Here is a 22,807-nt window from a genome sequence, read left to right on the forward strand (position 1 = left end):
CGACCGCGTAAGGGGGGCCCCGCCTTGCCCGACTCCCACTTCGCCGCCGACGCCACCCAGACACAGGGCGCCGCCCCGCCGCCCCCCGCCCCGTCCGGCGCGACGGGCCGGCGCGGCGCAGACCCGGCCGCCGACCCCGCATCCGCCGACCCCGCCCCGGCGACCGGCGACGCCGCCCTGCTCTTCGGCGCCGGGGACGACCAGCCGCCGCTCTGGCTCTGGCTCTCCATCGAGCCCGAGGAGGTGACGGCGCTCGAGCGCGCGCTGCTCGCCCACATCCGCTCGCCGCTCTTCCCCGCCCGCTTCGGCGAGCGCATCGCGGGGCCGGGCGACGACGCCGGCCTGCTCGACTTCGCCCGCCGCTTCGCTCCCGTCGCGCCGCGATTCGCGCACGGGCCGGACCTGGTCCTCGCCGCGCTGCGCGTGGTCGCCGAGCGCGGCGCCAGCCTCGCGACCGCCCGCGCCGCCGCGCTCGCCTGCGTCGAGGCGCTGCTGCTGCGCCTGCACGGCCAGGCCCGGGCCCTGGCGGGCGAGGGCGCCCAGGACGCGGAGCCGCGGCTGCGCCGCTTCGTCCTCGCCGCCCGCCTCGCCGCCGATCTCTGGGTGCGCTTCGTCCCTCCCGTGGAGAGCGGCCAGCCGCTGGCCGAGCGGCTGGCCCAGGCCGTCGGCATCGCCCTGGCCGGTCGCGGCGCGGCGGGAGCCGGCGCGCCAGGGGCCGAGGCCTCGGGACCGGCCACGGCGGCTGCCGAGCGCGCGGCGGAGGCGGGGCCGGACCCCGCAGGCGTCACCGTCCTCCAGCCCTTCGAGCCGCCCAACGACCGGGCGGAGTGGGACGCCTACCGTCCGCTCCAGGCGCCGCTGCCGCTGCGCCGGGTGCCGCGCGACGCCGCGGCCCGCCTCGCCGCGCTGGCGGAGAGCGCGCCCGGCTTCGCCGCGCCGCTCGCCGAGATCCGCCGCGCCCTCGCGCTCGCCGCCCATGCCGGGCGCGCGGCGCCGCGGCTGCGCCCGATCCTGCTCGTCGGCCCGCCTGGCGTCGGCAAGACCTGGTTCGCGCGGCGCGTGGCGCAGGCGCTTGATCTGCCCTTCTCCGCGCTCAACCTCGGCGGGGCCACCGACAACCGCAGCCTCGCCGGCACCGCGCGCGGCTGGTCCGGCGCCACCCCCGCCTGGCCGATCGCCGAGATCGCCCGGCTCGGCGCGCCCAACCCGGTCTTCTTCCTCGACGAGGTGGAGAAGGCCGGCGGCTCGCGCGACAGCAACGGCCGCGCCCACGACACGCTGCTCGCCATGGTCGAGCCCGAGAGCGCCGGCGCCTGGTTCGACGAGTGCCTGCGCACCACGGCCGACCTGCGCCACGTGCTGTGGATCCTGGCGGCGAACGAGACGCGCGGCATCCCGGCGCCGCTGCTCTCGCGCCTCTCCGTCCACCGGATCGAGCCGCCGCCGGCCAGCGCCTTCGCGGCGACGCTCGAGGGGCTGCGCGGCGCGGTGGCGGAGGACCTCGGCTGCGCCCCCGCCGACCTGCCCGAACTCGAGCCGGAGACCTTGGCAGCGCTCCGCCGGAGCTTCGCGGGGCACCGCAATCTCCGCCGCCTGCGCACGCAGCTCGAGGAGTGCCTCGGCCTCGCCGCCGAGGCGGCGCTCGCCGCCGCGCACTGACCGGCGCCGGTCGCGGCGGCGGCGTGCCCGACCCCTTCCTCGAGGGCGGGACGGTGCGCGCGGGCGCGATGCGGCGCGGCTCCATGGGTCCGGTCCAGGCGGAGGGGGGCGCCATGCGGGACGTTTGGCCTGCCCGCACGCCGGGATGGAGAATCCGACCGGCCCGCGCCGGCCAGCACGGGCGAAGGTCGGGAGGGAACGATGCGAATCCGGATCGCCGCCCTCGTGGCGGCACTCTGGCTGGCGCCCGCACCCGCGCCCGCGCAACCCTACGAGGTCTGGGCCCTCGACCAGGGCACCTCGACGCTCCACGTCTTCAACGACCGGCTCGAGGAAGTGGCGAAGCTCGACATGAGCGGCCACGGCGTGCGCGTGCCGCACATGATCGACTTCACGCCCGACGGCGCCTACGCGCTGATCGCGGCGACCGCCTCCGGCAACGTCGCGGTGGTCCGCGCCGCCGACCGCCAGGTGGTGGCCGTGCTGCAGACCGGCCCGGCGAGCCACGCGGCCACCGTGCGGCCGGACGGGCGCCAGGCGATCGTCGCGGTGATCGGCAGTCCACAGGTCGAGCGTGATGGCAAGCTCGTCGAGATCCTGATCGACCCGCACGCCGGCCGGTTCGAGATCGGGCGCAGCCTCGTCGTCGCGGACGCCCCCCCTGTTCCGGGAGAAGGCCGACCGGTTCCGGGACATCGGCGCGGTGTGCCAGCAGTACGCGGCGGACGGCCGCCGTGCGTACGTTACGCTCGGGCCCGCTCTCGCCAATGGCGGCCTCGTCGTGCTCGACACCGAGACCTTCCGGCTCGTCGCCGCCTATCCGCCGGACGAGCTGCGGGTGAACTGCGGCACGGTGCTGACGCGCGACGGCCGCCACATGCTCGTCAACGGAGGCGACCACGGCGTCGGCGTGTGGTACGCGATCGACACCGCCACGCGGGAGGTCGTGCACCGGGGCGAGAGCCGCGGCGAGGATGCCCACGGCGCCTGGGCCACGCCCGACGGGCGGGAGATCTGGATGGTGAACCGGGTGACCTCCAACGCCATCGTCATCGACCCGCGGACCTTCCGGATCGTCGCGGAGATCCCGAATGTCGGGCAGACTCCCGACATCGTCGCGATCTCGCCCGATTCGCGCTTCGCCTTCATCACGACGCGCGGCCCGAACCCGGTCTCGATGCCGCACATCGCGCGGGGCACCACGCCGGGATTCACCGTGGTCTCGATCCCGGAGCGGCGGGTCCTCCGCCACATCCAGCCCGCCCCCGGCAACGAGCGGAGCGACTTCCACGGGATCGGCGTTCGGGTGGTGCGATGACGATCGAGGGCTTCACGCCGGCGAGCGCGCTCCTCGGGGGCGCGCTCATCGGCCTCGCGGCGGCCGTGCTCCATGCCGCGACCGGCCGGATCGCCGGGATCAGCGGCATCGCCGGCGGCCTCCTGCGGCCCGGTGCCCTCCGGGGACGGGGGGCCGATGCCGCCTGGCGGCTGCTCTTCCTCGCCGGGCTCGTGCTCGGCGCCGGCCTTGCGGCGCTGCTCGGGGGCAGGCCGACGCTGCGCATCGAGGCGTCCTGGCCGCTCCTCGCGCTGGGTGGGCTGCTGGTCGGCTTCGGGACGCAGCTCGGCCGCGGCTGCACCAGCGGGCACGGCGTCTGCGGCATCGCCCGCCTCTCCGCCCCCGGACGCCGGCGCCGCCACCCGCGGCCCGGCTACGCTGTAGGGGGCGCGCCGGCAGCGCCCGGCGTGTCTCCCGAGCGAGCCCTGTCCGCGTCCCGGGATGCGGCGACGGCACGCGCCGGCACGCCGACGGGGCGGGACCCGCGCGTCCCCCGCGCTTGGCGTCTGGCCGACGCGGCGGCGTCAGGCTGCGCGCAGCGCCCGCGGCAGGTCGTTGATGGCGCGGTCCACGAGCGCCGCGTCGGCCTGGGCGTCGAGGCGCTCGGCGATGACGGCGCGCGCGGCGGCGGTGGCCACCTCGGCCGCCGTGTTGCGCACCTCGGCGAGCGCGCTGGCCTCGGCGGCGGCGATGCGGTCCATCGCCATGCGCTCGCGGCGCTTCGCCGCGGCCTCGGCCTCGGCGGCGATCTGCTCCGCGATGCGGTGGGCCTCGGCCTGGGCGCGGGCGAGCAGGGCCTCGGCTTCCGCCTGCGCGGCGCGGCGGTCGGCCTCGGCCTGGCGGCGCATCGCCTCGGCCTCCTCGCGCAGCCGCGCGGCCTCTTCCAGCTCCTCGCGCACCCGTTGGGCGCGGCCGTCGAGCATGGCGGTTACCCGTCGCCACGCCAGGCGGCCCACCAGCGCGATGAACAACACGAAGCTCGCCGCGACCCAGAATTTGGGGTCGAGCCAGAAGTGCTCGTATGTGTGCGGCATCGGCTTAGGCCTCCTGGCGGCGCGTGGCGAGCTCGCGGCCCACCGCCGCCTCCACCGCGTCCCGGTCGGCGCGGCCGATCAGGCGGGCGACCAGCGCCTCGGCGGTGTCGGTCGCGACCTGGCGCAGCGCGCCCATCGCGGCGTCGCGCGCCGCGGCGATGCGCGCCTCGGCCGCCGCGATCTGCTCGGCGAGGCGGGCGTTCAGCGCCTCGGCGCGCCGGTGCGCCTCTTCCTGCGCCTCCTGCAGCGCGCTGGCGACCGCGGCCTGGGCTTCCGTTCGTGCCCGCAGCGTCGCCTCGCGGTGCGCGGCGGCGGCGGCGTCCGCCTCGGCCTTGGCGGCGCGGGCGGCCTCGAGGTCGGCGGCGATGCGTCGCCGCCGCTCCTCCAGGATCTCGCCGACGCGCGGCAGCGCGTAGTTGGCCATCACGAAGTAGAGCAGCCCGAAGATCAGCAGCAGCCAGACGATCTGCGCGATCATCAGCGGATTGCCGAAGTCGAGCTGCGGCATGCCGCCCGACTGCGGCTCGGCGGCGAGCGCCGCCGTCCCGGGCGCGCCGAGCAGGCACGCCGGAACCGCCGCCGCGAGCCGGATCCACCGGGTCATCCCGGAAGCCCTCCGTTCGGGGAAGGGAAAGGGGGGTGGGGTCGCGCCGTTCAGGTGAACAGGATGAGGAAGGCGATGAGCAGCGCGAACAGCGCCACCGCCTCGGTCAGCGCGAAGCCCAGGATTCCGATCGGGAAGACGGCATCGCGGGCGCCCGGGTTGCGGGCCACGCTGTTCACCAGGGCGGAGAAGATGTTGCCGATGCCGATGCCGACGCCCGCCAGGGCGATGACGGCGAGGCCGGCCCCGAGGGCCTTCGCGGCGAGAACGTCCATGGAGACAGGTCCTTCCCTTGTCCTGTGGGTGGGGGTGGTCAGGCCGGCGCGGCGCGCCCGCTGCCTAGTGCAGGTGCACCGCGTCGTGCAGGTAGATGCTGGTCAGGATCGCGAACACGTAGGCCTGGAGGAAGGCCACGAGGAACTCGAAGCCGACCAGCGCGACGTTGATCGCGAGCGGCGCCGCGGCGCCGAGGAAGCCGAGGAAGCCCGCCGTCCCGAGCATCACCACGAAGGAGGCGAACACCTTCAGCATCACGTGCCCGGCGACCATGTTGGCGAACAGGCGCACCGAGAGGCTGATCGGGCGCGAGAGGTAGGAGATGATCTCGATCGGCACGACCAGGACGGCGAGCGCGGGGCTCAGCCCCTCCGGCTTGAAGTAGCCGAACCAGCGCCAGCCGTGGATCGCGATGCCCACCGCCGTGATCAGCACGAAGACGATCGCGGCGAGGGTGAAGGTGACGGCGATGTGGCTGGTGAAGGTGAAGGCGTAGGGCAGCAGGCCGAGCAGGTTGCCGAACAGGATGAACATGAACAGCGAGAACAGGAACGGGAAGAACCGCCGCCCCTCCTCGCCGATCTGTCCCACCGCCATGTCGTGCACGAACTCGTAGGCCGATTCCGCCAGCGCCTGCAGGCGGCCCGGGATGACCGCGCGGCCCGCCGTGCCCCACATCATGAGGGCGGTGATCAGCCCGACCGCGAGCAGCATGTGCGCGTTGGACTGGGTGAAGCCGACCGACGCCCCGACCACGCCCAGCACCGGCGTCAGCTCGAACTGGCTCAGCGCGTCGATCGCATTTCCCTCGGCGGCCAAGGCGGCATCCCCCGTGCGAAGGCGGCCGGGCGCGGGTCCCGGCGCGGAATTCCCGTGTTCAGCGCGGGCCGCGGCGGGGCATGAAGACGCGATAGACGTTCAGCACCCCGGCGGCCGCCCCCAGCACGACGAACAGCAGGAGGAGCCACGGGCCGGTGCCGAGCCAGCGATCGAGCGCCCAGCCGATCGCGAGTCCCACCACCAGGGCCGAGACCAGCTCGACCCCGACCCGGAAGCCGATCCCCCAGGCGCCGCCGGGAAGCCCGCCGCGCTCCTTCGGGGCGGCGTCCAGGCCCTGACGGGCCCGGGCTTCCTGCAGGCGCCGATCGAAGTCGTCCCGGTCTGCCACGCGCGTGCTCCTCCCGCCGGTCCCCCGGGCCGGAAGGCGTGCGGCTCCTACGGCCTCGCCCCCGGGGTGTCAAGGCGATGCGGGCTTCGGGCGCGCATCGCGCCGCGCGCCATCGCCTTCCGCGCCGCGCGCCGGGGCGGCCGCGAAGCCGCCCCACTGCCGCTCCCACGGGCGCGCGTGGGCGCCGCCGCGGGCGAGGAGCCCCGCGTGCGTGCCCCGCCTGGCGATGCGGCCCTCCTCCGGCACCGCCGGGCGGTCCATGCGCGCGACGGGGGAGAGGCGGTGCACGATCGCGATCACCGTCTTGCCGGCCATGAGGTCCGCGCGGTGCTCCTGGATCGCCGCCTCCACCCCCGAATCGAGCGCGCTGGTCGCCGCGTCCAGCACCGGGATCGGGGCGTCCTCGCGCAGCCAGCGCGCAATCGCGATCCACCGCCGCTGCAGCGGACGTTCGGGGATCGCGCGGTGCAGCAGAACCGTGTTCTGGATCGCGCCCCCGATCGCGGCGCGATCCCTGGGTCATCACGGCGATGTCCCGCCTTCCGGGCCGAAGAAGCGACGACCCGGCCGTTGAAGACCGCGATGACCAGGGCGGGCGGCGCGACCGCGAGGCCGGCGACGAACAGCGCCGCGAACAGCCCGCGCGCCTCACGCGCGAAGTGCCGGCAGGAGCCGGGCAGCGAACGCGGCGGCGGCCCGGCCGGCACCGGCGCGCCGGGCAGGCGCGAGGCGTGCGCCCCCCGGCCGCGCCACCGGCTCCATCCGGCGTTCGAAGAGGCGGAAGGGCACGGGGGCGGGGAAGGCGCTTCCGGCCGCGGCGTCAACGCCCGGACCGTGATGATGCCGCGGGTCCGGCGGTGCCCGCCCACCCGAATGCCGCCACGCCCCCGTTGTGCCCCGTTGTGCGGCCGGGGAGGCGGGCCGCATCGTTCCGCCCCGGGCTGGGAGGGCGCGATGGCGATCGGCCTTGGCGAGAGCGCGGTGAACCTGCTGGCGGCGGCCGGGCTCGGCGCCGCGATCGGCGTCGAGCGGCAATGGCGCCAGCGCCTCGCGGGGCTGCGCACCAACGCCCTCGTCGCGCTCGGCGCGGCCGGCTTCGTCGTCTCCTCGCAGCTCGTGCCGGGGGAGGTGAGCCCGACCCGCGTCGCGGCGCAGATCGTCTCCGGCATCGGCTTCCTCGGCGCCGGCGTGATCTTCCGGGAGGGCGCCGACGTGAAGGGGCTGAACACCGCGGCGACGCTGTGGTGCGCGGCGGGCGTCGGCATGCTCGCGGGCTTCGGCGCGCTGCTGCACGCCTCGCTGCTCGCCGCCCTCGTGCTCGCGGTGCACCTGCTGCTCCGTCCGCTGGTGCGGGCGCTGAAGCGGCGCATCGCGCCGGCCGCCTCGCGGCGGGACGAGGCGGCGGAGGCGGAGCAGCGCTACGCCGTCTCCATCGTCTGCCGCGCGGCCGAGGCGGCGCGGGTGCGCGCGGCCCTGGTGCAGGACGTCGCCGCCTCCGCCGCCCCCGCCCTCCGCCTGACGCGGCTCGAGAGCGCTGTGATCCGCGACACCAACAGCGTCGAGGTCCAGGCCGGCCTCGCCGCGCCGGCGCGCGCCGATGCGGCGCTGGAGCGCGTCGTCGGGCGCCTCGGCCTCGATCCCGGGGTGACCGCGGTGCGCTGGCGGGCGGAGGCGGAGACGGCGACGGACTGAACGATCCTGGGCAACGAGCGGCGCCTCTTGTGCAATTGGCGCGTGCAATTGGCGTGGCTGATTGCGTCGAGGCGGGCAGACCAGGAGGGTGGCCAGGCGCCACCAGCCGCGCCTCGGCTCCGGGCACCATAGGGGCGGGACGCGAAAACCGTCCGGAAAGGCCGCTGCCCGCGGTCTCCGCGCGGCTGCGCATCCGAACTTGAGTTGCCGGCGGACGCCGGGCAGCCTTCCAGGCGATGCGCCATCATTCGGCCGATTCGCGGGACTCCGACATGGCCATGCGGGCCCAGGACTGCAGCCGCTCTCCGACGGACCCCGTGCCATTGTCCACATCCCGCCTGCCAAGTGTCTCCGCGGGAGCACAAGCGCGCTCCGTGCCGCTTGTCCGAACGGACGCGAAGGAGGCCGGCGCGTACTTCACCCCGCCGGCCGTCGTGGAGACGTTGATCCGCTGGGCGGTGCGGTCGCCTGGCGACCGGCTCCTCGATCCGTCCTGTGGAGATGGCCGGTTCCTCGCGCAGCACGGCAACAGCGTCGGGGTCGAGCCGCATGCAGCAACCGTTCAGGCGGCGCTGGCAAGCGCTCCGGGCGCCGTGGTCCATCACGAGGACTTCTTCAGTTGGGCGGCGCGGACCGCGGACCGGTTCGACTGCGCCGCCGGCAATCCTCCGTTCATCCGCTACCAGCGTTTCAAGGGCTCCGTCCGATCCGGCGCCTTGGCGCTCTGCGCCCGCCTGGGCGCTACATTCTCTGGTCTGAGCTCCTCCTGGGCCCCATTCCTGGTCGCCACGGCCGGGCTGCTGAAGCCGGGTGGTCGCCTCGCCTTTGTGGTGCCGGCTGAAATCGGCCATGCGCCCTACAGCGCTCCGCTCATTGAGTACCTGGTCCGGCGATTCGACCGCGTGCAGATCGTCGCCTTCCGCGAGAAGCTCTTTCCCGATCTCAGCGAGGATTGCTGGCTCCTGTACGCCGATGGCTTCGGCGGCAGCACATCGGAGATCCGCTTTACCGCCTTGCCGCGATTCCGCCCCATGTCCACCCCGCCGCGGCAATTCGTCCGCGTGCCTGTGGACGAGTGGCGCGGCATCTGGCAGCGGAGGCTCCGCCCCTTCGTGCTCGCGGACGCCGCCCGCGCGCTCTACCGCAGGGCCAGCGCCGCCTCGTGGGCGCGCCGCCTGGGCGACATTGCCGCGGTCGGCATCGGCTACGTCACGGGCGACAACGCATTCTTCCACCTTCGCCCGTCCGACGCCGAGCGGTGGCGAATCCCCGCGGAATTCCTGCTCCCGTCGGTGCGGACCGCACGGGCTCTCCCCGCGGACGCTCTTGATGAGGACACCGTGGACCGATGGCGCGCCGCGGACGAGCCGATCCTGCTGCTCCGTCTCCCGAAGACCCGCGACCTGCCTGCCGCCGTGCATCGCTACCTCGAAAGCGAAGCAGGCCGCCGGGCCCGCGAGGCGTACAAGTGCCGGACGCGGGATCCCTGGTTCAGCGTTCCCGATGTGCAGGTTCCAGACCTGTTCCTCAGCTACATGTCCGGCGTCCAGCCGAACCTGGTCGCCAATCTGGCGCGCTGCACCTGCACGAACGCGGTGCACAGCGTCCGCCTGAAGAACGGCATGACCGCCGCGGGATTGCTGGCCCTTTGGGACCAACCGCTCGTAAGGCTCAGCTGCGAGATCGAGGGCCATCCGCTCGGCGGCGGAATGCTCAAGCTCGAGCCCGGCGAGGCGGCGCGCGTGATCGTGCCTGACCCCCACCAGGCGGCGAGCCTGGATGCCGAGGTGATCGAGGAGGCGGTCAGGACCATGCGCGCCTGGCGGCACTATGACGACTGATCGGGAGCGAGCGGGCGACGCCGAGGGGAGGGTGTGCGCCTGGATCTCCCGCGCCGAAGCCCTGCGGCATTTCGCGACCTGTGACGGACCGACCCGGAGCCAGCAGCACATCAAGCCCTTGCATTGGTACGTCGCCTCCCGCCTGGTGCTGGAAGGCGGCTTCCTCCCCGACGACATTGCCCCGCGGCCGCCCTTCCGCGTCGAGCGCGGCAGGCGCGAACTGCTGCTCCACTACGACGAGACGCAAGCGACTGGCGAGGAGCGGACCGTCCTCGGTGGCCTGAAGACGAAGAACGTGGATGTGGTGATCGCGCGGCCAACCATTGGTCCCGCGCTGGCGGTCTCCTGCAAGGGCATGACCGGTGCGCTGCGGAACCTCACCAATCGGATGGAGGAGCTGATCGGCGAGTGCACCAACCTGCACATCACCTACCCCGCGCTGGTCTTCGGGTTCCTCTTCGTGGTCCGCGCGAATCGCCGCGACGAAAGCGCGGCTGCGGAAGTGGCGAGCGGCGCGCGGCGGATGGCGGCGAACGACGTGGCGTTCCAGGCCGACGGCGGCCCTGTGGCCTCCCTCGTACGGTTCCACAATGCGCTGTGCGAGATCACCGGGCGACGCGGAATCCGCGACGATGTCAGCCGCTATGAGGCCGTCTCGCTCTTGGCGGTAGAAGCCGGGGCACGGGCCGGCGCGATCTCGCCGGAATTCCCCACGCCCGATAGCCCGCTCCGCATCGAGCGGTTCTTCGAAACCCTGTATCGTCGCTACGATGAACGCTTCGTATTCGGTGCGCCCGACCTGAAGGCCAGGACCGCCCGTCCCGGCTGGTCGCCGGATTCCCCCTGCCTGAGGGACCCAAGGCTGAGCGCCTGGATCGCGGAGAGGCCCGGAATCGAGATCCGGCTCTCCAGCGACCTCGGCTGACGACGGAGCGCCGCCGCCTCCGCTACATCCCGCCGATGTAGTTCGGCCCCCCGCCGCCCTCCGGCGTGCGCCACTCGATGTTCTGCGTCGGGTCCTTGATGTCGCAGGTCTTGCAGTGCACGCAGTTCTGCGCGTTGATCACCAGCCGCACGCCGCCGTTCCCCGCCTCGGCCGCGGCGCCGGGCACCTGGTCGGCCTGCGCATCCGGCGTGCCCTTCAGCTCGCGCTCCGCCTCGGGGCCGACCGCCTCGTACACCGCGGCCGGGCAGTAGCGGCTCTCCGGGCTGCGGTAGCGGTCCCAGTTCACCGGCTTCCAGCGCGACGGGTCCCTGAGCACCAGGTGCGAGGGCTGGTCCTCCTCGTGGTTGGTGTTGGAGAGATAGACCGAGGACAGCCGGTCGAAGGTGAGCACGCCGTCCGGCTTCGGGTACACGATGCGCTTCGCCCGGGAGGCGTCGCGCAGCGTCTCGTGGTCGGCGTGGTGGCGCCAGGTCCAGGGCGCGCCGCCGCGCAGCACGTAGGCGTCCACCGCCGACCAGGCCATCGCGCCCCACAGGCCGAACTTGGCGAAGGCCGGGCGGATGTTGCGCACCGCGCGCAGCTCCGACCACACCCAGCTCGCCCTGAGCCTCTCGGGATAGGCGTCGAGCACCGCGGGCGGCGCCCCGGCCTTCAGCGCCTCCGCCACCGCCTCCGCCGCGACCATCCCGGACTTCATGCTGGTGTGCGTGCCCTTGATCTTGGGCACGTTGAGGAAGCCGGCGCAGTCGCCGATCAGCGCCCCGCCGGGGAAGACGAGCTTCGGGATCGCCTGGAAGCCGCCCTCGTTCAGCGCCCGCGCGCCGTAGGCGATGCGCTTGCCGCCCTCCAGCACCTTCCGCACCTCGGGATGCGTCTTGAAGCGCTGGAACTCCTCGAAGGGCGAGAGCCAGGGGTTCCGATAGTCGAGCCCGACGACGAAGCCGATCGAGACCAGGTTCTCGCCCAGCATGTAGAGCCAGGAGCCGCCATAGGTGTCGCCGGAGAGCGGCCAGCCGACGGAATGCCAGACCAGGCCGGGCCGGTGCTTCTCCTTCGGGATCTCCCACAGCTCCTTGATGCCGAGGCCGTAGGTCTGCGGCGCCACGCCCTCGCGCAGGTTGTAGCGCTCCATCAGCTTGCCGGAGAGCGAGCCGCGGCAGCCCTCGGCGAACAGGGTGTAGCGGGCGCGCAGCTCCATGCCCGGCTGGTAGTTCGGGCCCCTGGTGCCGTCCTTGCGGATCCCCATCACCCCGGCGACGACGCCCTTCACCGCGCCGTCCTCGACGATCGTCTCGGAGGCGGCGAAGCCCGGGTAGATCTCGACGCCGAGCGCCTCCGCCTTGGCGCCGAGCCAGCGGCAGACATTGCCGAGCGAGACGATGTAGTTGCCGTGGTTGTTCATCGGCGGCGGCGTCGGCAGGCGGAAGGCCCGCCTCGCGGTGAGGAACATGAACCGGTCCTCGCGGGCCGGCGTCGCCAGGGCCGGCGGGTCCTCGCGCCAGTCGGGGAGCAGCTCGTCGAGCGCGCGCGGCTCCAGCACCGCGCCGGAGAGGATGTGGGCGCCGATCTCGCTGCCCTTCTCGACCAGGCAGACCGCGGCGTCCGGCGCGAGCTGCTTGAGGCGGATCGCGGCGGAGAGACCCGCCGGGCCGCCGCCCACGATCAGCACGTCGAACTCCATGGACTCGCGCTGTTCGGTCGCGTCCGCCTCGGCCATGCCTGCCGTCCCCTCGCTCGCGGTGTTGCGTTCCGTTTAGCCTCGGTCCGTGCGGCGCGGAACCCCGGGGCGCCCCGCACCGCCCCTTGCGCCGGGCTCGCCCGCGCGCCGATATCGCCGGCATGGACGGCGAGGACCGCGCGGCGCTGCTCGCCGCGCTGCGGCTGCAGCTCGAATGGGGTGCGGACGAGGCGCTGGTGGAGGCGCCGGCGGACCGCGCCGCCACGGCGCCCGACCCTGAGGGGGCACGGGCGCGCCCGGCGCGGACCGCCGGGCCGCGGGCGCTCGGCGTGCCGCCCGGCGTGCTCGCCGCCGCGCCGCCCGGCGTGCTCGCTGCCGCGCCGCCGGGCGCCGCCGCCGTCCCCCGCGCCCCGCCGCCCGCCGCGACCCGCGCCGCCGAGGCCGCCGCCGCCGCGCGGAGCCTGGAGGAACTGCGCGCGGCGATCGCGAACTTCGCCGATTCGCCGCTGCGCGAGACCGCGACCAACCTGGTCTTCGCCGACGGCGTGCCGGACAGCGGGCTGATGTTCATCGGCGAGGCCCCGGGCGCCGAGGAGGACCGGCTGGGCAAGCCCTTCGTCGGCCAGTCCGGCCGGCTGCTCGACCGGATGCTCGCGAGCATCGGGCTCGACCGGCGGCGCAACGTCTACATCACCAACATCCTGCCCTGGCGCCCGCCGGGGAACCGCACGCCGACCGACGGCGAGATCACGCTGTTCCTGCCCTTCGTGCTGCGCCACATCGCGCTCGTCCGCCCGCACCACCTCGTGCTGCTGGGCGGCGTGGCGGCGAAGGCGCTGCTCCGCTCGCGCGAGGGGATCACCCGCCTGCGCGGGCGCTGGCACGCGGTGCCGGTGGAGGGGCTGGACCGGCCGGTGCCGGCGCTGGCGACGCTGCATCCTGCCTATCTGCTGCGCAACCCGGCGGCCAAGCGCGAGGCCTGGGCCGACCTCCTGCTGCTGCGCCGGACCCTCGAAGCCGAGGGCCGATTGTAACGATGCCGGATTTGTGATCGCAGAACGGCTGCCAAGCCTTTGATTCGCCGTGAAACGTATTAAAAACGGGACAGCGCCGCACGTTTCGGGGTTGCCAGGGGCGTTAGTCCGCCGCTAACGGCGGGGTCGCCATGCGAGCGATCTGCCCCATGGCCCGCCGCGCCCTCTGGGGCGCACTCCTGTGTGCCCTGGGGCTCGGATCGCAGCCCGCCGGCGCACAGCCCGTGCGGGCCGGCCCCCAGACCGCCACGCCGACGGCAACCGAGCTCAGTCTTAGCCTCGGCCGCCCCGCGACTCCCGGCGCGGCCGCCGGCGGGACGCACGCGATCGGGCTGCCGCGGCCGCTCGCCCCGTCCCAGGCGGCGCGCCTGCGGCGGATCTTCGATCTCCAGGCCGCCGGCGCGATGGAGGCCGCGGCGCGCGAGGCGGAGCTGCTCGAGGACCGCCGCCTGATCGGCCACGTGCTCGCCGACCGTTTCCTGCGCGCGCCCGAGGCCGCCGCGCCTGCCGCGCTGCGCGCCTGGCTTGCCGCCCATGGCGACCACCCGGACGCGCCGGCGATCCACGCCCTGCTCGCCCGGCGCCTGCCGCGCGGCGCCGCCCTGCCCCCGGTTCCGCGCCCGGTCGAGGGCGCGCTCGATGCCGACGCCGAGGTGGTGGTGCCGGAGGAGCGCCCGCCGATGGCCGCCCGCGCGGTGCGCCGCAACCCCGCGCTCGACCGCACCGTGCGCGAGCTGGCGCGCGCCGGGGAGGAGCAGCGCGCGCTCGCGCAGATCGCCCGCGCGCGCGGCATGACCCCGGCCTACGCCGCGCTGCTCAAGGCCGACATCGCGCTGACCCTGTTCCAGCAGGGCCGCGACGAGGCGGCCTTCCGCCTCGCCTCCGAGGCGGCGCGGCGCCGCGCCGCCGCGCGGGCCGCCGCCGGCGAGCCGGGCTTCGTCGCCGGCCTCGCCGCCTGGGGGATGGGCCGCCACGAGTTGGCGCTGCCCTATTTCGAGACCGCCGCGCGCGCGGAGGACGCGACCGCGGCGCTGCGCTCGGCCGCCGCCTTCTGGGCGGCGCGCGCCGCGGTCCGGGCGCGGAAGCCGCAGCTCTACGTCCCCTGGATGACGCGCGCGGCGCAGGAGCCGCGCACCTTCTACGGCCTGGTCGCGCGGCGCGCCCTCGGCCTCGCCCCCGGCCTCGCCTGGGAGAGCGACCTGGCCGGCGAGGCGGAGGGCGAGGCGCTGGCCGAGACCGCCGGCGGCTGGCGCGCGCTCGCGCTGCTGCAGATCGGCCAGACGGCGCGGGCGGAGGCCGAGCTGCGCCAGCTCTGGCCGCTCGCCGAGGACAACCCGCCGCTCGCGCGCGCCATGCTGCTCGCCGCCGCGCAGGCGGGAATGACGCATCTCGGCGCGCAGCTCGCCGCCCTGGCGCAGAGCGCCGACGGCAGGCCGCGCGACTTCGCGCGCTTCCCGCTGCCGCGTCTCGACCCGCCGGACGGGTTCCGCATCGATCCCGCGCTGCTCTACGCCATCGCGCGCCAGGAATCGAACTTCAACCCGCGCGCCGTCTCGCCTGCCGGGGCGCGCGGGCTGATGCAGATCATGCCGGCGACCGCGAGCTACGTCGCCCGCGATCCCAGTCTGCGCAACGGGAACGGCGCGCAGCGGCTGCACGACCCCGGGCTCAGCCTGGAGCTCGGCCAGCGCTACCTGCTCTACCTCGCGCGGCACGAGACGGTGGGGGACGACCTGATCCGCCTGCTTGCCGCCTACAACGCCGGGCCCGGCAACCTATCGCGCTGGCTGCCGTCGAACGGGCACCGCGACGACCCGTTCCTGTTCATCGAGTCCCTGCCGGTTCCGGAGACGCGGGTCTATGTCCGGCGGGTGCTGGCGCATTCCTGGATCTACGCCTCGCGCCTCGGCCTGCCGGCGCCGAGCCTCGATGCGCTGGCCGCGGGGCAGTTCCCCCGCTTCGCGGGGCCGGAAGAGGTCGAGGCGATGCTCCGGCAGAGCCCGCGCCGGGTCGCGGCGGAGCGGTGAGGGGACGCGGGCGGCGCCGCGCGCCCTCCGCTGCCTGCGCGTCGGCCCGGCAGCCCGGCCGCGGTCGGGCTGGTCCCGGCGAGGAAGATGGGCGGGTCCGCCCCGGCCTCGCGGCGCCGGGTGCGGGATGGCGCGCGTGCCGCCGCGGCCTTAGATCTTCCTCCGAGCGCCGCCGGGTCCGGCCGTCCCGCCCGGCGCCGCGCGGGAGACGCCACGCGCATGCCGATCGACGAGAGCCTCCCCTTCCTCCCCGTGAACATCGCCGTCCTCACGGTGAGCGACACGCGCGACATGAGCACGGACCGCTCCGGCCAGACCCTGCAGGAGCGCATCGAGGCCGCCGGCCACCGCTGCGTCGCGCGGGAGATCGTCCGGGACGAGGCGGACGCCATCGAGGCGGTGCTGCGCCGCTGGATCGCCGACCCCGAGGTGGACTGCGGCATCGCCACCGGCGGCACCGGCGTCACCGGCCGCGACGTCACGCCCGAGGCCTTCCGGCGCGTGCTGGACAAGGAGATCGAGGGCTTCGGCGAGCTGTTCCGGATGCTGAGCTATCGCAAGATCGGCACCAGCACGATGCAGTCGCGCGCGCTCGGCGGCGTCGCCGGCGGCACCTACCTGTTCGCCCTGCCGGGCTCGACGGGCGCGTGCAAGGACGCCTGGGACGACATCCTCGTCTTCCAGCTCGATTCCCGGCACCGGCCCTGCAACCTGGTGGAGCTGATGCCGCGGCTGCGGGAGCACCTGAAGCCGGGCTGAGGCGCGTCACGCCGCGATCGCCTCCCGCGGCTCCCCCGCGCCAGCCGCGCCTCGCTCCCCGGCGGTGGGGGCGCCGGGCGCGCCGGCGTTACGCCTCCGCCGCCCGCGCGGCGCGGCGCAGCACGGCGCAGAGCCGCGAGAAGGCGAGCCAGTAGGCGCCATGCCCTGCCGGCGACGGCGGCACCGTTGCCGCCGCTGCGCGCGCGGGCGCGAAGGAGGGCTCGCCACGGCGCAGCAGGGTGAGCCGCGCCTCGAACCGGCCGCGCATGTTCTCGAGGAACGCGCCGTTGGCGACGAGGTACTGCTCCAGCATCTCGCTCGCCAATTCGATCTCGATCAGCGCCTGGCCCTCGACCGTGAAGGCCTTCAGCGCCCGGGTGTCCTCCGCCAGCGCGAGGTGGATGCGCCTCAGCTCCGACAGGTGGCGCGCGAGCGCCTGCCGCGCCTCGCGCGCGCGGTCGGCGAGTGGCGTGTCGGCGGTCGTCGTCATGGCGGCGTTTCCTCCCACCGCGCCGGAGACTGCCGGGCAATGGTGAAGGCGAAGCTAAGAGCCTGACCCAAAACGGGTTGCTGCGGATCGGGACGGGCGATCCCGTTTGTGCCGCCCTGGGTGGAGGCGGCGCGATGTGGATGGGGGCGGATCGTGGTCGGCACCGACGGGCATCGGACCAGCATCCGAGCGGCCTGACGGATGCGGAGTGGCCCGGGCTGGAGCGGCTGATCTTGCCTGCGAAGCCGGGCGGGCGGCCGCGGGCGACCGACATGCGCGCGGCGGCGGACGCGCTGTTCTGCCTGCGCGCCCTGGCGCAGGCGGGCCCGGCGCAGCGTCGCATCGTCCCGGCCTGGACCGCCACCGCCTGCGTCCGGCAGTCCGCCGCGGCCGCGCACGGGGGCGGGTCGGGACCGACCGGCGCGGGAACGGCGTCGCCAGACGCCGCGCCGCGCGGCATCGCGGCCCGAAGCCCGCCCGGCGGCCGGCCCTCGCGGCGGGCGGGGCGCCGGCAGACGGGCGCCGGCGGTCGGCGCCGGGCGGTCGGCCCGCGCCGCCATCCGCGCTAGGCTGGGGCCGATGGCAGCGGGCGGCAGGCGCGGCGCGTCCGCGACGGTCGCCGCCGGGGAAGCCCATGCTCGAGCTCGCGATCGTCCTCGTCCTCATCCTGCTGAACGGCCTCTTCGCCCTTTCGGAGCTGGCGCTCGTCGCGGCCCGCCGGCCGCGGCTGCGCGCTCTGGCCGAGGAGGGCCGGCCCGGCGCGCGCGCGGCGCTGGCGCTGACCGACGACCCGGCCCGCTTCCTCTCCACCGTGCAGATCGGGATCACCCTGGTCGGCATCCTTGCCGGCGCCTTCTCGGGCGCCGCCCTCGGGGGATACCTCGCCGCCATCCTGGCCGGGCTAGGCCTGCCGCGCGGCCTCGCCGACCTCCTCGGCTTCGGGCTGGTGGTGCTCGCCGTCACCTACCTCTCGATCGTGGTCGGCGAGCTCGTGCCGAAGCGTCTGGCATTGCGCAACGCCGAGCGCGTCGCCTGCCTCGTCGCCCCGGTCATGACGGTGGTCTCGCGCGTCGCCACGCCCGCCGCCTGGCTGCTCGACGCCTCGGGCGACCTGATCTTCCGCCTGTTCGGCCACAGCGCCGAGGAGCCGGAGGAGCGCGTCACCGAGGAGGACGTGCGCCAGCTCGTCGCCGAGGCGGAGCGGTCCGGCGCCATCGAGGCGGTCGAGCGGCGCATGATCGCGGGCGTGCTGCGTCTCGGCGAGCGGTCGGTGCGCGCCGTGATGACCCCGCGCGGCGAGGTGCACTGGATCGACGCCACGGCGGGCGTGGAGGCCGCCCGCGAGGTCGCGCTGCGCTCCCCGCACTCGCGCCTGCCGGTCGGCGACGGCTCGGCCGACGCGCTCCTGGGCGTGATCCGGTCGCGCGACCTGCTCGCCGCGCTGCTGCGCGGGGAGCAGCCGGACCTGCGGGCGCTCGCCCAGCAGGCCCCAGCGGTGCCGGACACGGCCGACGCGCTCGACGTGCTGGCGACCCTGCGCGAGGCCGCGGTGCCGATGGCGCTGGTGCACGACGAGTATGGGAACTTCGAGGGCGTGGTCACGCCGACCGACCTCACCGAGGCGATCGTCGGCGCCTTCCGCGCCGACCTCGGCGAGGAGGAGCCGAAGGCCGTCCGGCGCGAGGACGGCTCCTGGCTGCTCGCGGGCTGGATGCCGGCCGACGAGATGGCCGAGCGGTTCGGCCTCCGGCTGCCGGAGGAGCGGCCATACCACACGGTGGCCGGCTTCGTGCTGGGCGCGCTTGGCCGTCTGCCGCAGGTGGGCGACGCGGCGGTCGCCCAGGGCTGGCGCTTCGAGGTCGTCGACATGGACGGCCGCCGCATCGACAAGGTGCTCGTCGCCCCGGCCGGGGCGGTGCTGGCGCCCGCCGCGCCGCACCGGGCGGGCAGCGGACCCGCCCGGGCGTGAGCCGCGGCGACGGCGCGCCGCCTCAGCCGCCGGCGCTCCGGCCATAGCGGCCGACCAGCTCGGCGCCGGCGATCACGTGCGGATGCGCCGCCGCGATCACCTCCGCGCAGGTCGGCGCCGGCGCCGTGACGTCGGCCCCGAGCGGCCGGCGCAGCGCGAGCAGGCGGAAGCGGTAGCGGTGGGGCGGATCGCCGCGCGGCGGACACGGCCCGCCGTAGCCGACGCGGCGGAAGTCGTTCACCGCCTGGCGGAACGGCCGCTCCCCTTCCGGCGAGCCCGCCCCCTCCGGCAGCCCGATCAGGGAAGGCGGGAGGTCGAAGGCGACCCAGTGGCGGAACACGCTCCGCGGCGCGTCCGGATCCTCGCACAGCACGAGCAGGGCGCCCGCCTCCCGCGGCACGCCCGACCAGGCAAGGGGCGGCGAGACGTTGCGCCCGTCGCAGGTGTAGGTCCTGGGAATGGTTCCGCCATTGGGAAAGGCGGGGCTCGACAGCGTCATCGTCATCCTGCGGTCCTCCCACGCCGCGCCGCGCGGCACGGCGGCAACGCTAGGGAGCGCGGGCCGCGGCGCGCCTGATCTGCGTCAAGCGCCGGGCGAGGGCCGCCTCCGGCCGGCGTCTCGCGCACCGTTGAACGGCGCGCGGCGCGGCGGCGCCGGGGGAGGGGGCCGCAGGCCCGATCAGGCGTCCTCGGTGTCGGGCTGCGCGAGGTCCTGCGGACCCCGCACCGAGTCGGCGTCCGCGGCCGGCGGCGGTGGCGTGCGGGCGAGGATCTCCGGGCGCACCGCGCGGTCCTCGGCGACGCGCCAGCCGGCCTCCTCGTAACGGGCGATCATTTCCTCGTGCCGGTCGGAGCCGTAAGTGGCGATCGCCCGGCCCTCGGCGTCGAGGACGTCGGTGCCGCGATCGTCGGTGACGATGCGGAGGCGGCCCCCGTCGGGCCGATGCAGTTCGGTCTGGCGCATCCCCTCTCCCTCCGCGGCGGCAGGCGCCGCCGCCTGGCGCGGCTGGCCGGGGCGGCGTCCGCTCCGGAGGGGGCCGCGCACGCCCTCGCTGCCCGACCCGCAGGCTATGGTGCGGGCCGCGGGGGCCCCTTGACCGGCATCAATGCGGGCCGCGGGCCGGCTTCGATCATCCGCGCGCCGGCCGGGAGACCGATCCCCCGGCCGGGCGAAGGGAGATCACGAGCATGGCGCGCCTCACCGACAAGGCCTGGTCGCCCTACCTGGCGGGGGCGGCGATCGGGCTGCTGCAGATCCCTGCCTTCCTCCTCCTCGGCACGGCGCTCGGCACCTCCTCCTCCTACGTCACGGTCGCGGCCGCGGCGGCCGAGGTGTTCGATCCCGGCATCCGCGCCATCCGCTACGCCGCGGCGCATCTCGATGGCGCCAAGAACTGGTGGCAGGTCGCGCTGGTCGTCGGCATCGCGCTCGGCGCGCTGCTCTCCGCCTCGCTCTCCGGGACGCGGCGGCGGGGCATCGCGCCGGTCTGGCGGCGCGCGACCGGGCTCGGCCCCGGCGGGCGCTTCGGCATGGCCTTCGTCGGCGGCTTCGTGATGCTGCTCGGCGCGCGCATCGCCGACGGCTGCACCACCGGCCACGGCCTGTCCGGCATGGCGCAGCTCGCGATCGGCTCCTTCATCGCCGTCGCCGCCATGTTCGCCGGCGGCATCGCCACGGCGATGCTGCTCCGTCCGGTGCGCTGAGGGAGGAGACGCCATGAGCGTGCTCAACGCCGTCCTGCTCGGCCTCGCGATGGGGATCGTCTTCGGCTTCCTGCTGGAGAAGAGCCGCGTGTTCGAGCCCGCGGTGATCCTCGGCCAGTTCCAGCTCCGCAACTTCATCATGCTGCGGGTGTTCCTCGCCGGCGTGGCGATGGGCCTCGTGGTGCTGGCGGCGCTGACCGGGTTCGGCCTCGCCAGGCTGGCGCCGAAGGCGACGCTGCCGGTGGCGGACGCGGTCGGGGGCCTGATCCTCGGCGCCGGCATCGCCCTCGCCGGCGCCTGCCCGGGCACGGTGCTGGCGCAGATCGGCGCCGGCTACCGCGACCCCTGGTTCACCCTCGCCGGCGGGCTGCTCGGGGCGCTGGCCTTCACCTATGCCGAGCCCGCGCTCGCGCCCTGGATCGGCGCCGCGGGCCAGGGCCGGCTGACGCTCGACATGCTGCTCGGCGTGCCGTTCTGGGTCTTGGCGCTGGTCGTCGCGGCGGTGCTCGCCCTCGTCCTCCGGGCGATGGAGAGCTGGCGCCCCTGGCGCGCCGAGCTGGGCGAGGCCGCGGACGGCCTCCTGCCGCCCGCGGCGCCCGCGCCGCCCGCCGCGGGGCGGCCGCTGCCGGCGGAGTGAGACGGCCGGCCGGCAGCGCCTCAGCCCTCGAGGAAGCTCCGCAGCATGCGGCCGTGGGGCGACTTCCTCAGCTTGGCGAGCGCCTTCGCCTCGATCTGGCGGATGCGCTCGCGCGTCACGCCGAACTGCCGGCCGACCTCCTCGAGCGTGTGCTCGGCGCCGGTGCCGACGCCGAAGCGCATGCGCAGGATCCGCTCCTCGCGCGGCGTCAGGTCGGACAGGACGCGGCCCGCCGCCTCCCGCAGCCCGGCGAGCGCGACGGCCTCGAAGGGCATGACGGCGTCGCGGTCCTCGACGAGGTCGCCGATCCGCCCGTCCTCCTCCTCGCCGCCGGCGATCGGCGCGTCGAGGCTGAGCGGCTCCCGCGCCAGGCGCTGCGCCGCCTCGACCTTCTCGAGCGGCATGCCGAGCTTCGCGGCGAGCTCCTCCGGCGTCGGCTCGCGGCCCGAGACCTGCGCGGCGCGCCGGCGGGCGCGCGCGATCTGGCCGGCGGTCTCGCCCATGTGCACCGGGATGCGGATGGTCCGGCCCTGGTCCGCGATGGCGCGCGTCATCGCCTGGCGGATCCACCAGCTCGCATAGGTCGCGAACTTGAAGCCGCGGCGCCAGTCGAACTTCTCGACCGCGCGCATCAGGCCGATGTTGCCCTCCTGGATCAGGTCGCCGAGCGCCAGGCCGCGGCCGTGCAGCCGGCGGGCGAGGTACACGACCAGGCGCAGGTTGGCGCGGGTCAGCGCCTCCTTCGCCTGCCGCATCTCGCGCTCGCCGCGCGCGACCTCCGCGTGCACGCGCCGCAGCGCCGCGGCCGGAAGGCCCGTCTCGGCCTCGAGCGCGGCGATACCGGCGCGCACCTCGGCGAGGCCGGCCCGCAGCTCCCGCAGCGCGGCGGCGTCCCTGCCCTTCCGCGCCGCCGCGCGCGCAAGGCGCCCGGCACCGGGCTCGCTGCCGTCCCAGAGGCGCAGGAACGCCTCGCGCGCGATCCCGGCCGCCTCGGCGAGCCGCAGCGCGCGCCCGTCCAGCGCGGCCAGGCGGCGGTGCGCCGCCTTCACGCGGCCGGCCAGCTCCTCGATGCGCGCCGGTCGCAGGCGGAGGTCGCGGACCATGCCGCCGAGCGCGCGCAGCTCCGCCGCGCGCGCCGCGCCGCGCAGCTCGCGCAGCCGCCCGTGCGCGGCGAGGAGCGCGTCGAGCGCAGCCAGGGTTTCGGGCTTCAGCCGCGCCTCGAGCGTCGTCTGCGGCGCCCCGTCGCCGCCCTCCTCGGCGGCGTCCGCGGCCGCGGAGAGCTCGACCGCGGCGGCCTCCAGCTCGATCAGCTCGCGCAGCGGGGTGCGGCCGGCGGCAAGCGCCTCGCGCCACCCGGCGAGGACGGCGAAGGTCGTCGGGCTCGCGCACAGCCCCGCCAGCATCGCGTCGCGACCGGCCTCGATCCGCTGCGCGATGGCGATTTCCTCCTCGCGCGCCAGCGGCCGCGCGTCCCCCATGTCGCGCAGGAACATGCGCACGGGATCGTCGGCGCGGGCGGCGGCGGGCGCCTCGGCCGCCGCTCCCGCCGCAGCCTCCGCGGCGCGCTCGGCCGGGGCCGGAGCGTGTCCGTTGCCGTCGCGGAACGCCTGCCGCTCCGCGCAGGCCGGATCGGCCGGAAGCAGGGTCTCCAGCTCGTCCAGGGCGGTCGCCGGCTCGACGGCCTCGCCCTCGCGGTCGGCCAGCGCCGCGAGCAGGTCCGAGGGGCGCCGCAGCTCGTGCGGCGTTCCTGCCTCAGTCTCGTCGCGCCCGACCACCTCGTATGCAATCATTGCGTCCATCTGCAGACTCGCTCGTCCTCATCGTCGAAAACCTCTAGGGAACCGCCATGTCTCGGTTCACGCGCCGGCCGCGCGCCAGGCCGCCACGGGACCGCGCCCGGAGCCCGCAGGCACGGACCGGGAACTCCACCGACTGCGAGGGAGGGGGCGCGGC

Annotated in this window: 22 protein-coding genes and 2 pseudogenes; 12 read left to right on the forward strand and 12 right to left on the reverse strand. The window is 75.5% G+C overall.

Annotation, left to right across the window (positions count from 1 at the left end):
• The first annotated feature begins 24 nt into the window (after window positions 1-24).
• The gene (locus IEX99_RS19280; RefSeq protein WP_188903331.1) at window positions 25-1,659 is read left to right on the forward strand and encodes an AAA family ATPase; all 1,635 of its coding nucleotides are present in this window, start codon (window positions 25-27) and stop codon (window positions 1,657-1,659) included.
• Window positions 1,660-2,066: 407 nt separating this feature from the next.
• On the opposite strand, the gene IEX99_RS19285 is transcribed toward IEX99_RS19280, so the two are convergent.
• Window positions 2,067-2,243: a hypothetical protein gene (locus IEX99_RS19285; RefSeq protein WP_188903333.1), complete on the reverse strand. Its 177-nt coding sequence runs from the start codon at window positions 2,241-2,243 to the stop codon at window positions 2,067-2,069.
• A 119-nt stretch (window positions 2,244-2,362) separates the two neighbouring features.
• Here IEX99_RS19285 and IEX99_RS19290 point away from each other — a divergent pair, with 119 nt between their 5' ends.
• Window positions 2,363-2,977, forward strand: coding sequence for a YncE family protein (locus tag IEX99_RS19290; protein ID WP_188903335.1), 615 nt, complete (start codon window positions 2,363-2,365; stop codon window positions 2,975-2,977).
• Window positions 2,974-3,324 (forward strand): annotated as a pseudogene (locus IEX99_RS19295) (YeeE/YedE family protein); the annotation flags it as partial. The gene IEX99_RS19290 and the pseudogene IEX99_RS19295, both read left to right, overlap by 4 nt.
• Window positions 3,325-3,519: 195 nt before the next feature.
• On the opposite strand, the gene IEX99_RS19300 reads toward IEX99_RS19295, so the two are convergent.
• The 6 genes from IEX99_RS19300 to IEX99_RS19325 form a co-directional block, all read right to left on the reverse strand.
• Window positions 3,520-4,029, reverse strand: coding sequence for a F0F1 ATP synthase subunit B family protein (locus tag IEX99_RS19300; protein ID WP_188903337.1), 510 nt, complete (start codon window positions 4,027-4,029; stop codon window positions 3,520-3,522).
• 4 nt (window positions 4,030-4,033) lie between these two features.
• Window positions 4,034-4,633 carry a F0F1 ATP synthase subunit B family protein gene (locus tag IEX99_RS19305; protein WP_188903339.1) on the reverse strand — a complete coding sequence of 200 codons (600 nt, stop codon included), beginning with the start codon at window positions 4,631-4,633 and terminating at the stop codon, window positions 4,034-4,036.
• Between the two features lie 50 nt (window positions 4,634-4,683).
• A complete protein-coding gene (locus IEX99_RS19310) occupies window positions 4,684-4,908 on the reverse strand; it encodes an ATP synthase subunit C family protein (protein WP_188903341.1) in 225 nt (74 codons plus the stop codon).
• A gap of 64 nt (window positions 4,909-4,972) precedes the next feature.
• Complete coding sequence (locus IEX99_RS19315; protein WP_188903343.1) at window positions 4,973-5,728, reverse strand: F0F1 ATP synthase subunit A; 756 nt, start codon at window positions 5,726-5,728, stop codon at window positions 4,973-4,975.
• A gap of 58 nt (window positions 5,729-5,786) precedes the next feature.
• Window positions 5,787-6,077 (reverse strand): AtpZ/AtpI family protein, encoded by a 291-nt coding sequence (locus IEX99_RS19320; protein ID WP_188903346.1) that lies wholly within the window; start codon window positions 6,075-6,077, stop codon window positions 5,787-5,789.
• A gap of 69 nt (window positions 6,078-6,146) precedes the next feature.
• Complete coding sequence (locus IEX99_RS19325) at window positions 6,147-6,464, reverse strand: hypothetical protein (RefSeq protein ID WP_188903348.1); 318 nt, start codon at window positions 6,462-6,464, stop codon at window positions 6,147-6,149.
• A 567-nt stretch (window positions 6,465-7,031) separates the two neighbouring features.
• Between IEX99_RS19325 and IEX99_RS19330 the strand changes: the two genes are divergently transcribed.
• The 3 genes from IEX99_RS19330 to IEX99_RS19340 all read left to right on the forward strand — a co-directional run bounded on the left by IEX99_RS19330 (window position 7,032) and on the right by IEX99_RS19340 (window position 10,535).
• Window positions 7,032-7,769, forward strand: coding sequence for an MgtC/SapB family protein (locus IEX99_RS19330; RefSeq protein WP_188903350.1), 738 nt, complete (start codon window positions 7,032-7,034; stop codon window positions 7,767-7,769).
• Between the two features lie 374 nt (window positions 7,770-8,143).
• Window positions 8,144-9,610, forward strand: a complete 1,467-nt coding sequence (locus IEX99_RS19335; RefSeq protein ID WP_229678153.1) for an N-6 DNA methylase — start codon at window positions 8,144-8,146, stop codon at window positions 9,608-9,610.
• A 31-nt stretch (window positions 9,611-9,641) separates the two neighbouring features.
• Window positions 9,642-10,535: a hypothetical protein gene (locus IEX99_RS19340; protein WP_229678154.1), complete on the forward strand. Its 894-nt coding sequence runs from the start codon at window positions 9,642-9,644 to the stop codon at window positions 10,533-10,535.
• 22 nt (window positions 10,536-10,557) lie between these two features.
• On the opposite strand, the gene IEX99_RS19345 is transcribed toward IEX99_RS19340, so the two are convergent.
• Window positions 10,558-12,273, reverse strand: coding sequence for an electron transfer flavoprotein-ubiquinone oxidoreductase (locus IEX99_RS19345; protein WP_188903352.1), 1,716 nt, complete (start codon window positions 12,271-12,273; stop codon window positions 10,558-10,560).
• Window positions 12,274-12,395: 122 nt separating this feature from the next.
• On the opposite strand from IEX99_RS19345, the gene IEX99_RS19350 reads away from it, so the two are divergent.
• From IEX99_RS19350 to moaB, 3 genes are all read left to right on the forward strand, one after another.
• On the forward strand, window positions 12,396-13,268 hold the full coding sequence (locus tag IEX99_RS19350) for a uracil-DNA glycosylase (RefSeq protein WP_188903354.1): 873 nt from the start codon (window positions 12,396-12,398) through the stop codon (window positions 13,266-13,268).
• Window positions 13,269-13,492: 224 nt separating this feature from the next.
• Entirely contained in the window at window positions 13,493-15,295 is a 1,803-nt protein-coding gene (locus IEX99_RS19355) for a lytic transglycosylase domain-containing protein (protein WP_229678155.1), read from the forward strand.
• A 219-nt stretch (window positions 15,296-15,514) separates the two neighbouring features.
• Window positions 15,515-16,054, forward strand: coding sequence for a molybdenum cofactor biosynthesis protein B (gene moaB / locus IEX99_RS19360; RefSeq protein ID WP_188903358.1), 540 nt, complete (start codon window positions 15,515-15,517; stop codon window positions 16,052-16,054).
• Window positions 16,055-16,142: 88 nt separating this feature from the next.
• Here the strand turns inward: moaB and IEX99_RS19365 are convergent, their stop codons facing one another.
• On the reverse strand, window positions 16,143-16,544 hold the full coding sequence (locus tag IEX99_RS19365; protein WP_188903360.1) for a hypothetical protein: 402 nt from the start codon (window positions 16,542-16,544) through the stop codon (window positions 16,143-16,145).
• Window positions 16,545-17,178: 634 nt separating this feature from the next.
• Here IEX99_RS19365 and IEX99_RS19370 point away from each other — a divergent pair.
• A complete protein-coding gene (locus IEX99_RS19370) occupies window positions 17,179-18,513 on the forward strand; it encodes a hemolysin family protein (protein WP_188903362.1) in 1,335 nt (444 codons plus the stop codon).
• Window positions 18,514-18,535: 22 nt separating this feature from the next.
• Here IEX99_RS19370 and IEX99_RS19375 read toward each other — a convergent pair whose 3' ends face one another.
• Window positions 18,536-19,018: a YbhB/YbcL family Raf kinase inhibitor-like protein gene (locus IEX99_RS19375; RefSeq protein ID WP_229678156.1), complete on the reverse strand. Its 483-nt coding sequence runs from the start codon at window positions 19,016-19,018 to the stop codon at window positions 18,536-18,538.
• Window positions 19,019-19,192: 174 nt separating this feature from the next.
• Window positions 19,193-19,477: a hypothetical protein gene (locus tag IEX99_RS19380; protein ID WP_188903364.1), complete on the reverse strand. Its 285-nt coding sequence runs from the start codon at window positions 19,475-19,477 to the stop codon at window positions 19,193-19,195.
• 212 nt (window positions 19,478-19,689) lie between these two features.
• Here IEX99_RS19380 and IEX99_RS19385 point away from each other — a divergent pair.
• Both IEX99_RS19385 and IEX99_RS19390 read left to right on the forward strand, forming a co-directional pair.
• Window positions 19,690-20,217, forward strand: a pseudogene (locus tag IEX99_RS19385) (YeeE/YedE thiosulfate transporter family protein); the annotation flags it as partial.
• A gap of 13 nt (window positions 20,218-20,230) precedes the next feature.
• Complete coding sequence (locus tag IEX99_RS19390; protein WP_188903368.1) at window positions 20,231-20,854, forward strand: YeeE/YedE thiosulfate transporter family protein; 624 nt, start codon at window positions 20,231-20,233, stop codon at window positions 20,852-20,854.
• Between the two features lie 20 nt (window positions 20,855-20,874).
• On the opposite strand, the gene IEX99_RS19395 is transcribed toward IEX99_RS19390, so the two are convergent.
• Complete coding sequence (locus IEX99_RS19395; protein ID WP_188903370.1) at window positions 20,875-22,653, reverse strand: sigma-70 family RNA polymerase sigma factor; 1,779 nt, start codon at window positions 22,651-22,653, stop codon at window positions 20,875-20,877.
• Between the last annotated feature and the right edge of the window lie 154 nt (window positions 22,654-22,807).

The sequence above is a fragment of the Caldovatus sediminis genome (assembly GCF_014644455.1).
Taxonomy (GTDB): Bacteria; Pseudomonadota; Alphaproteobacteria; order Acetobacterales; family Acetobacteraceae; genus Caldovatus; species Caldovatus sediminis.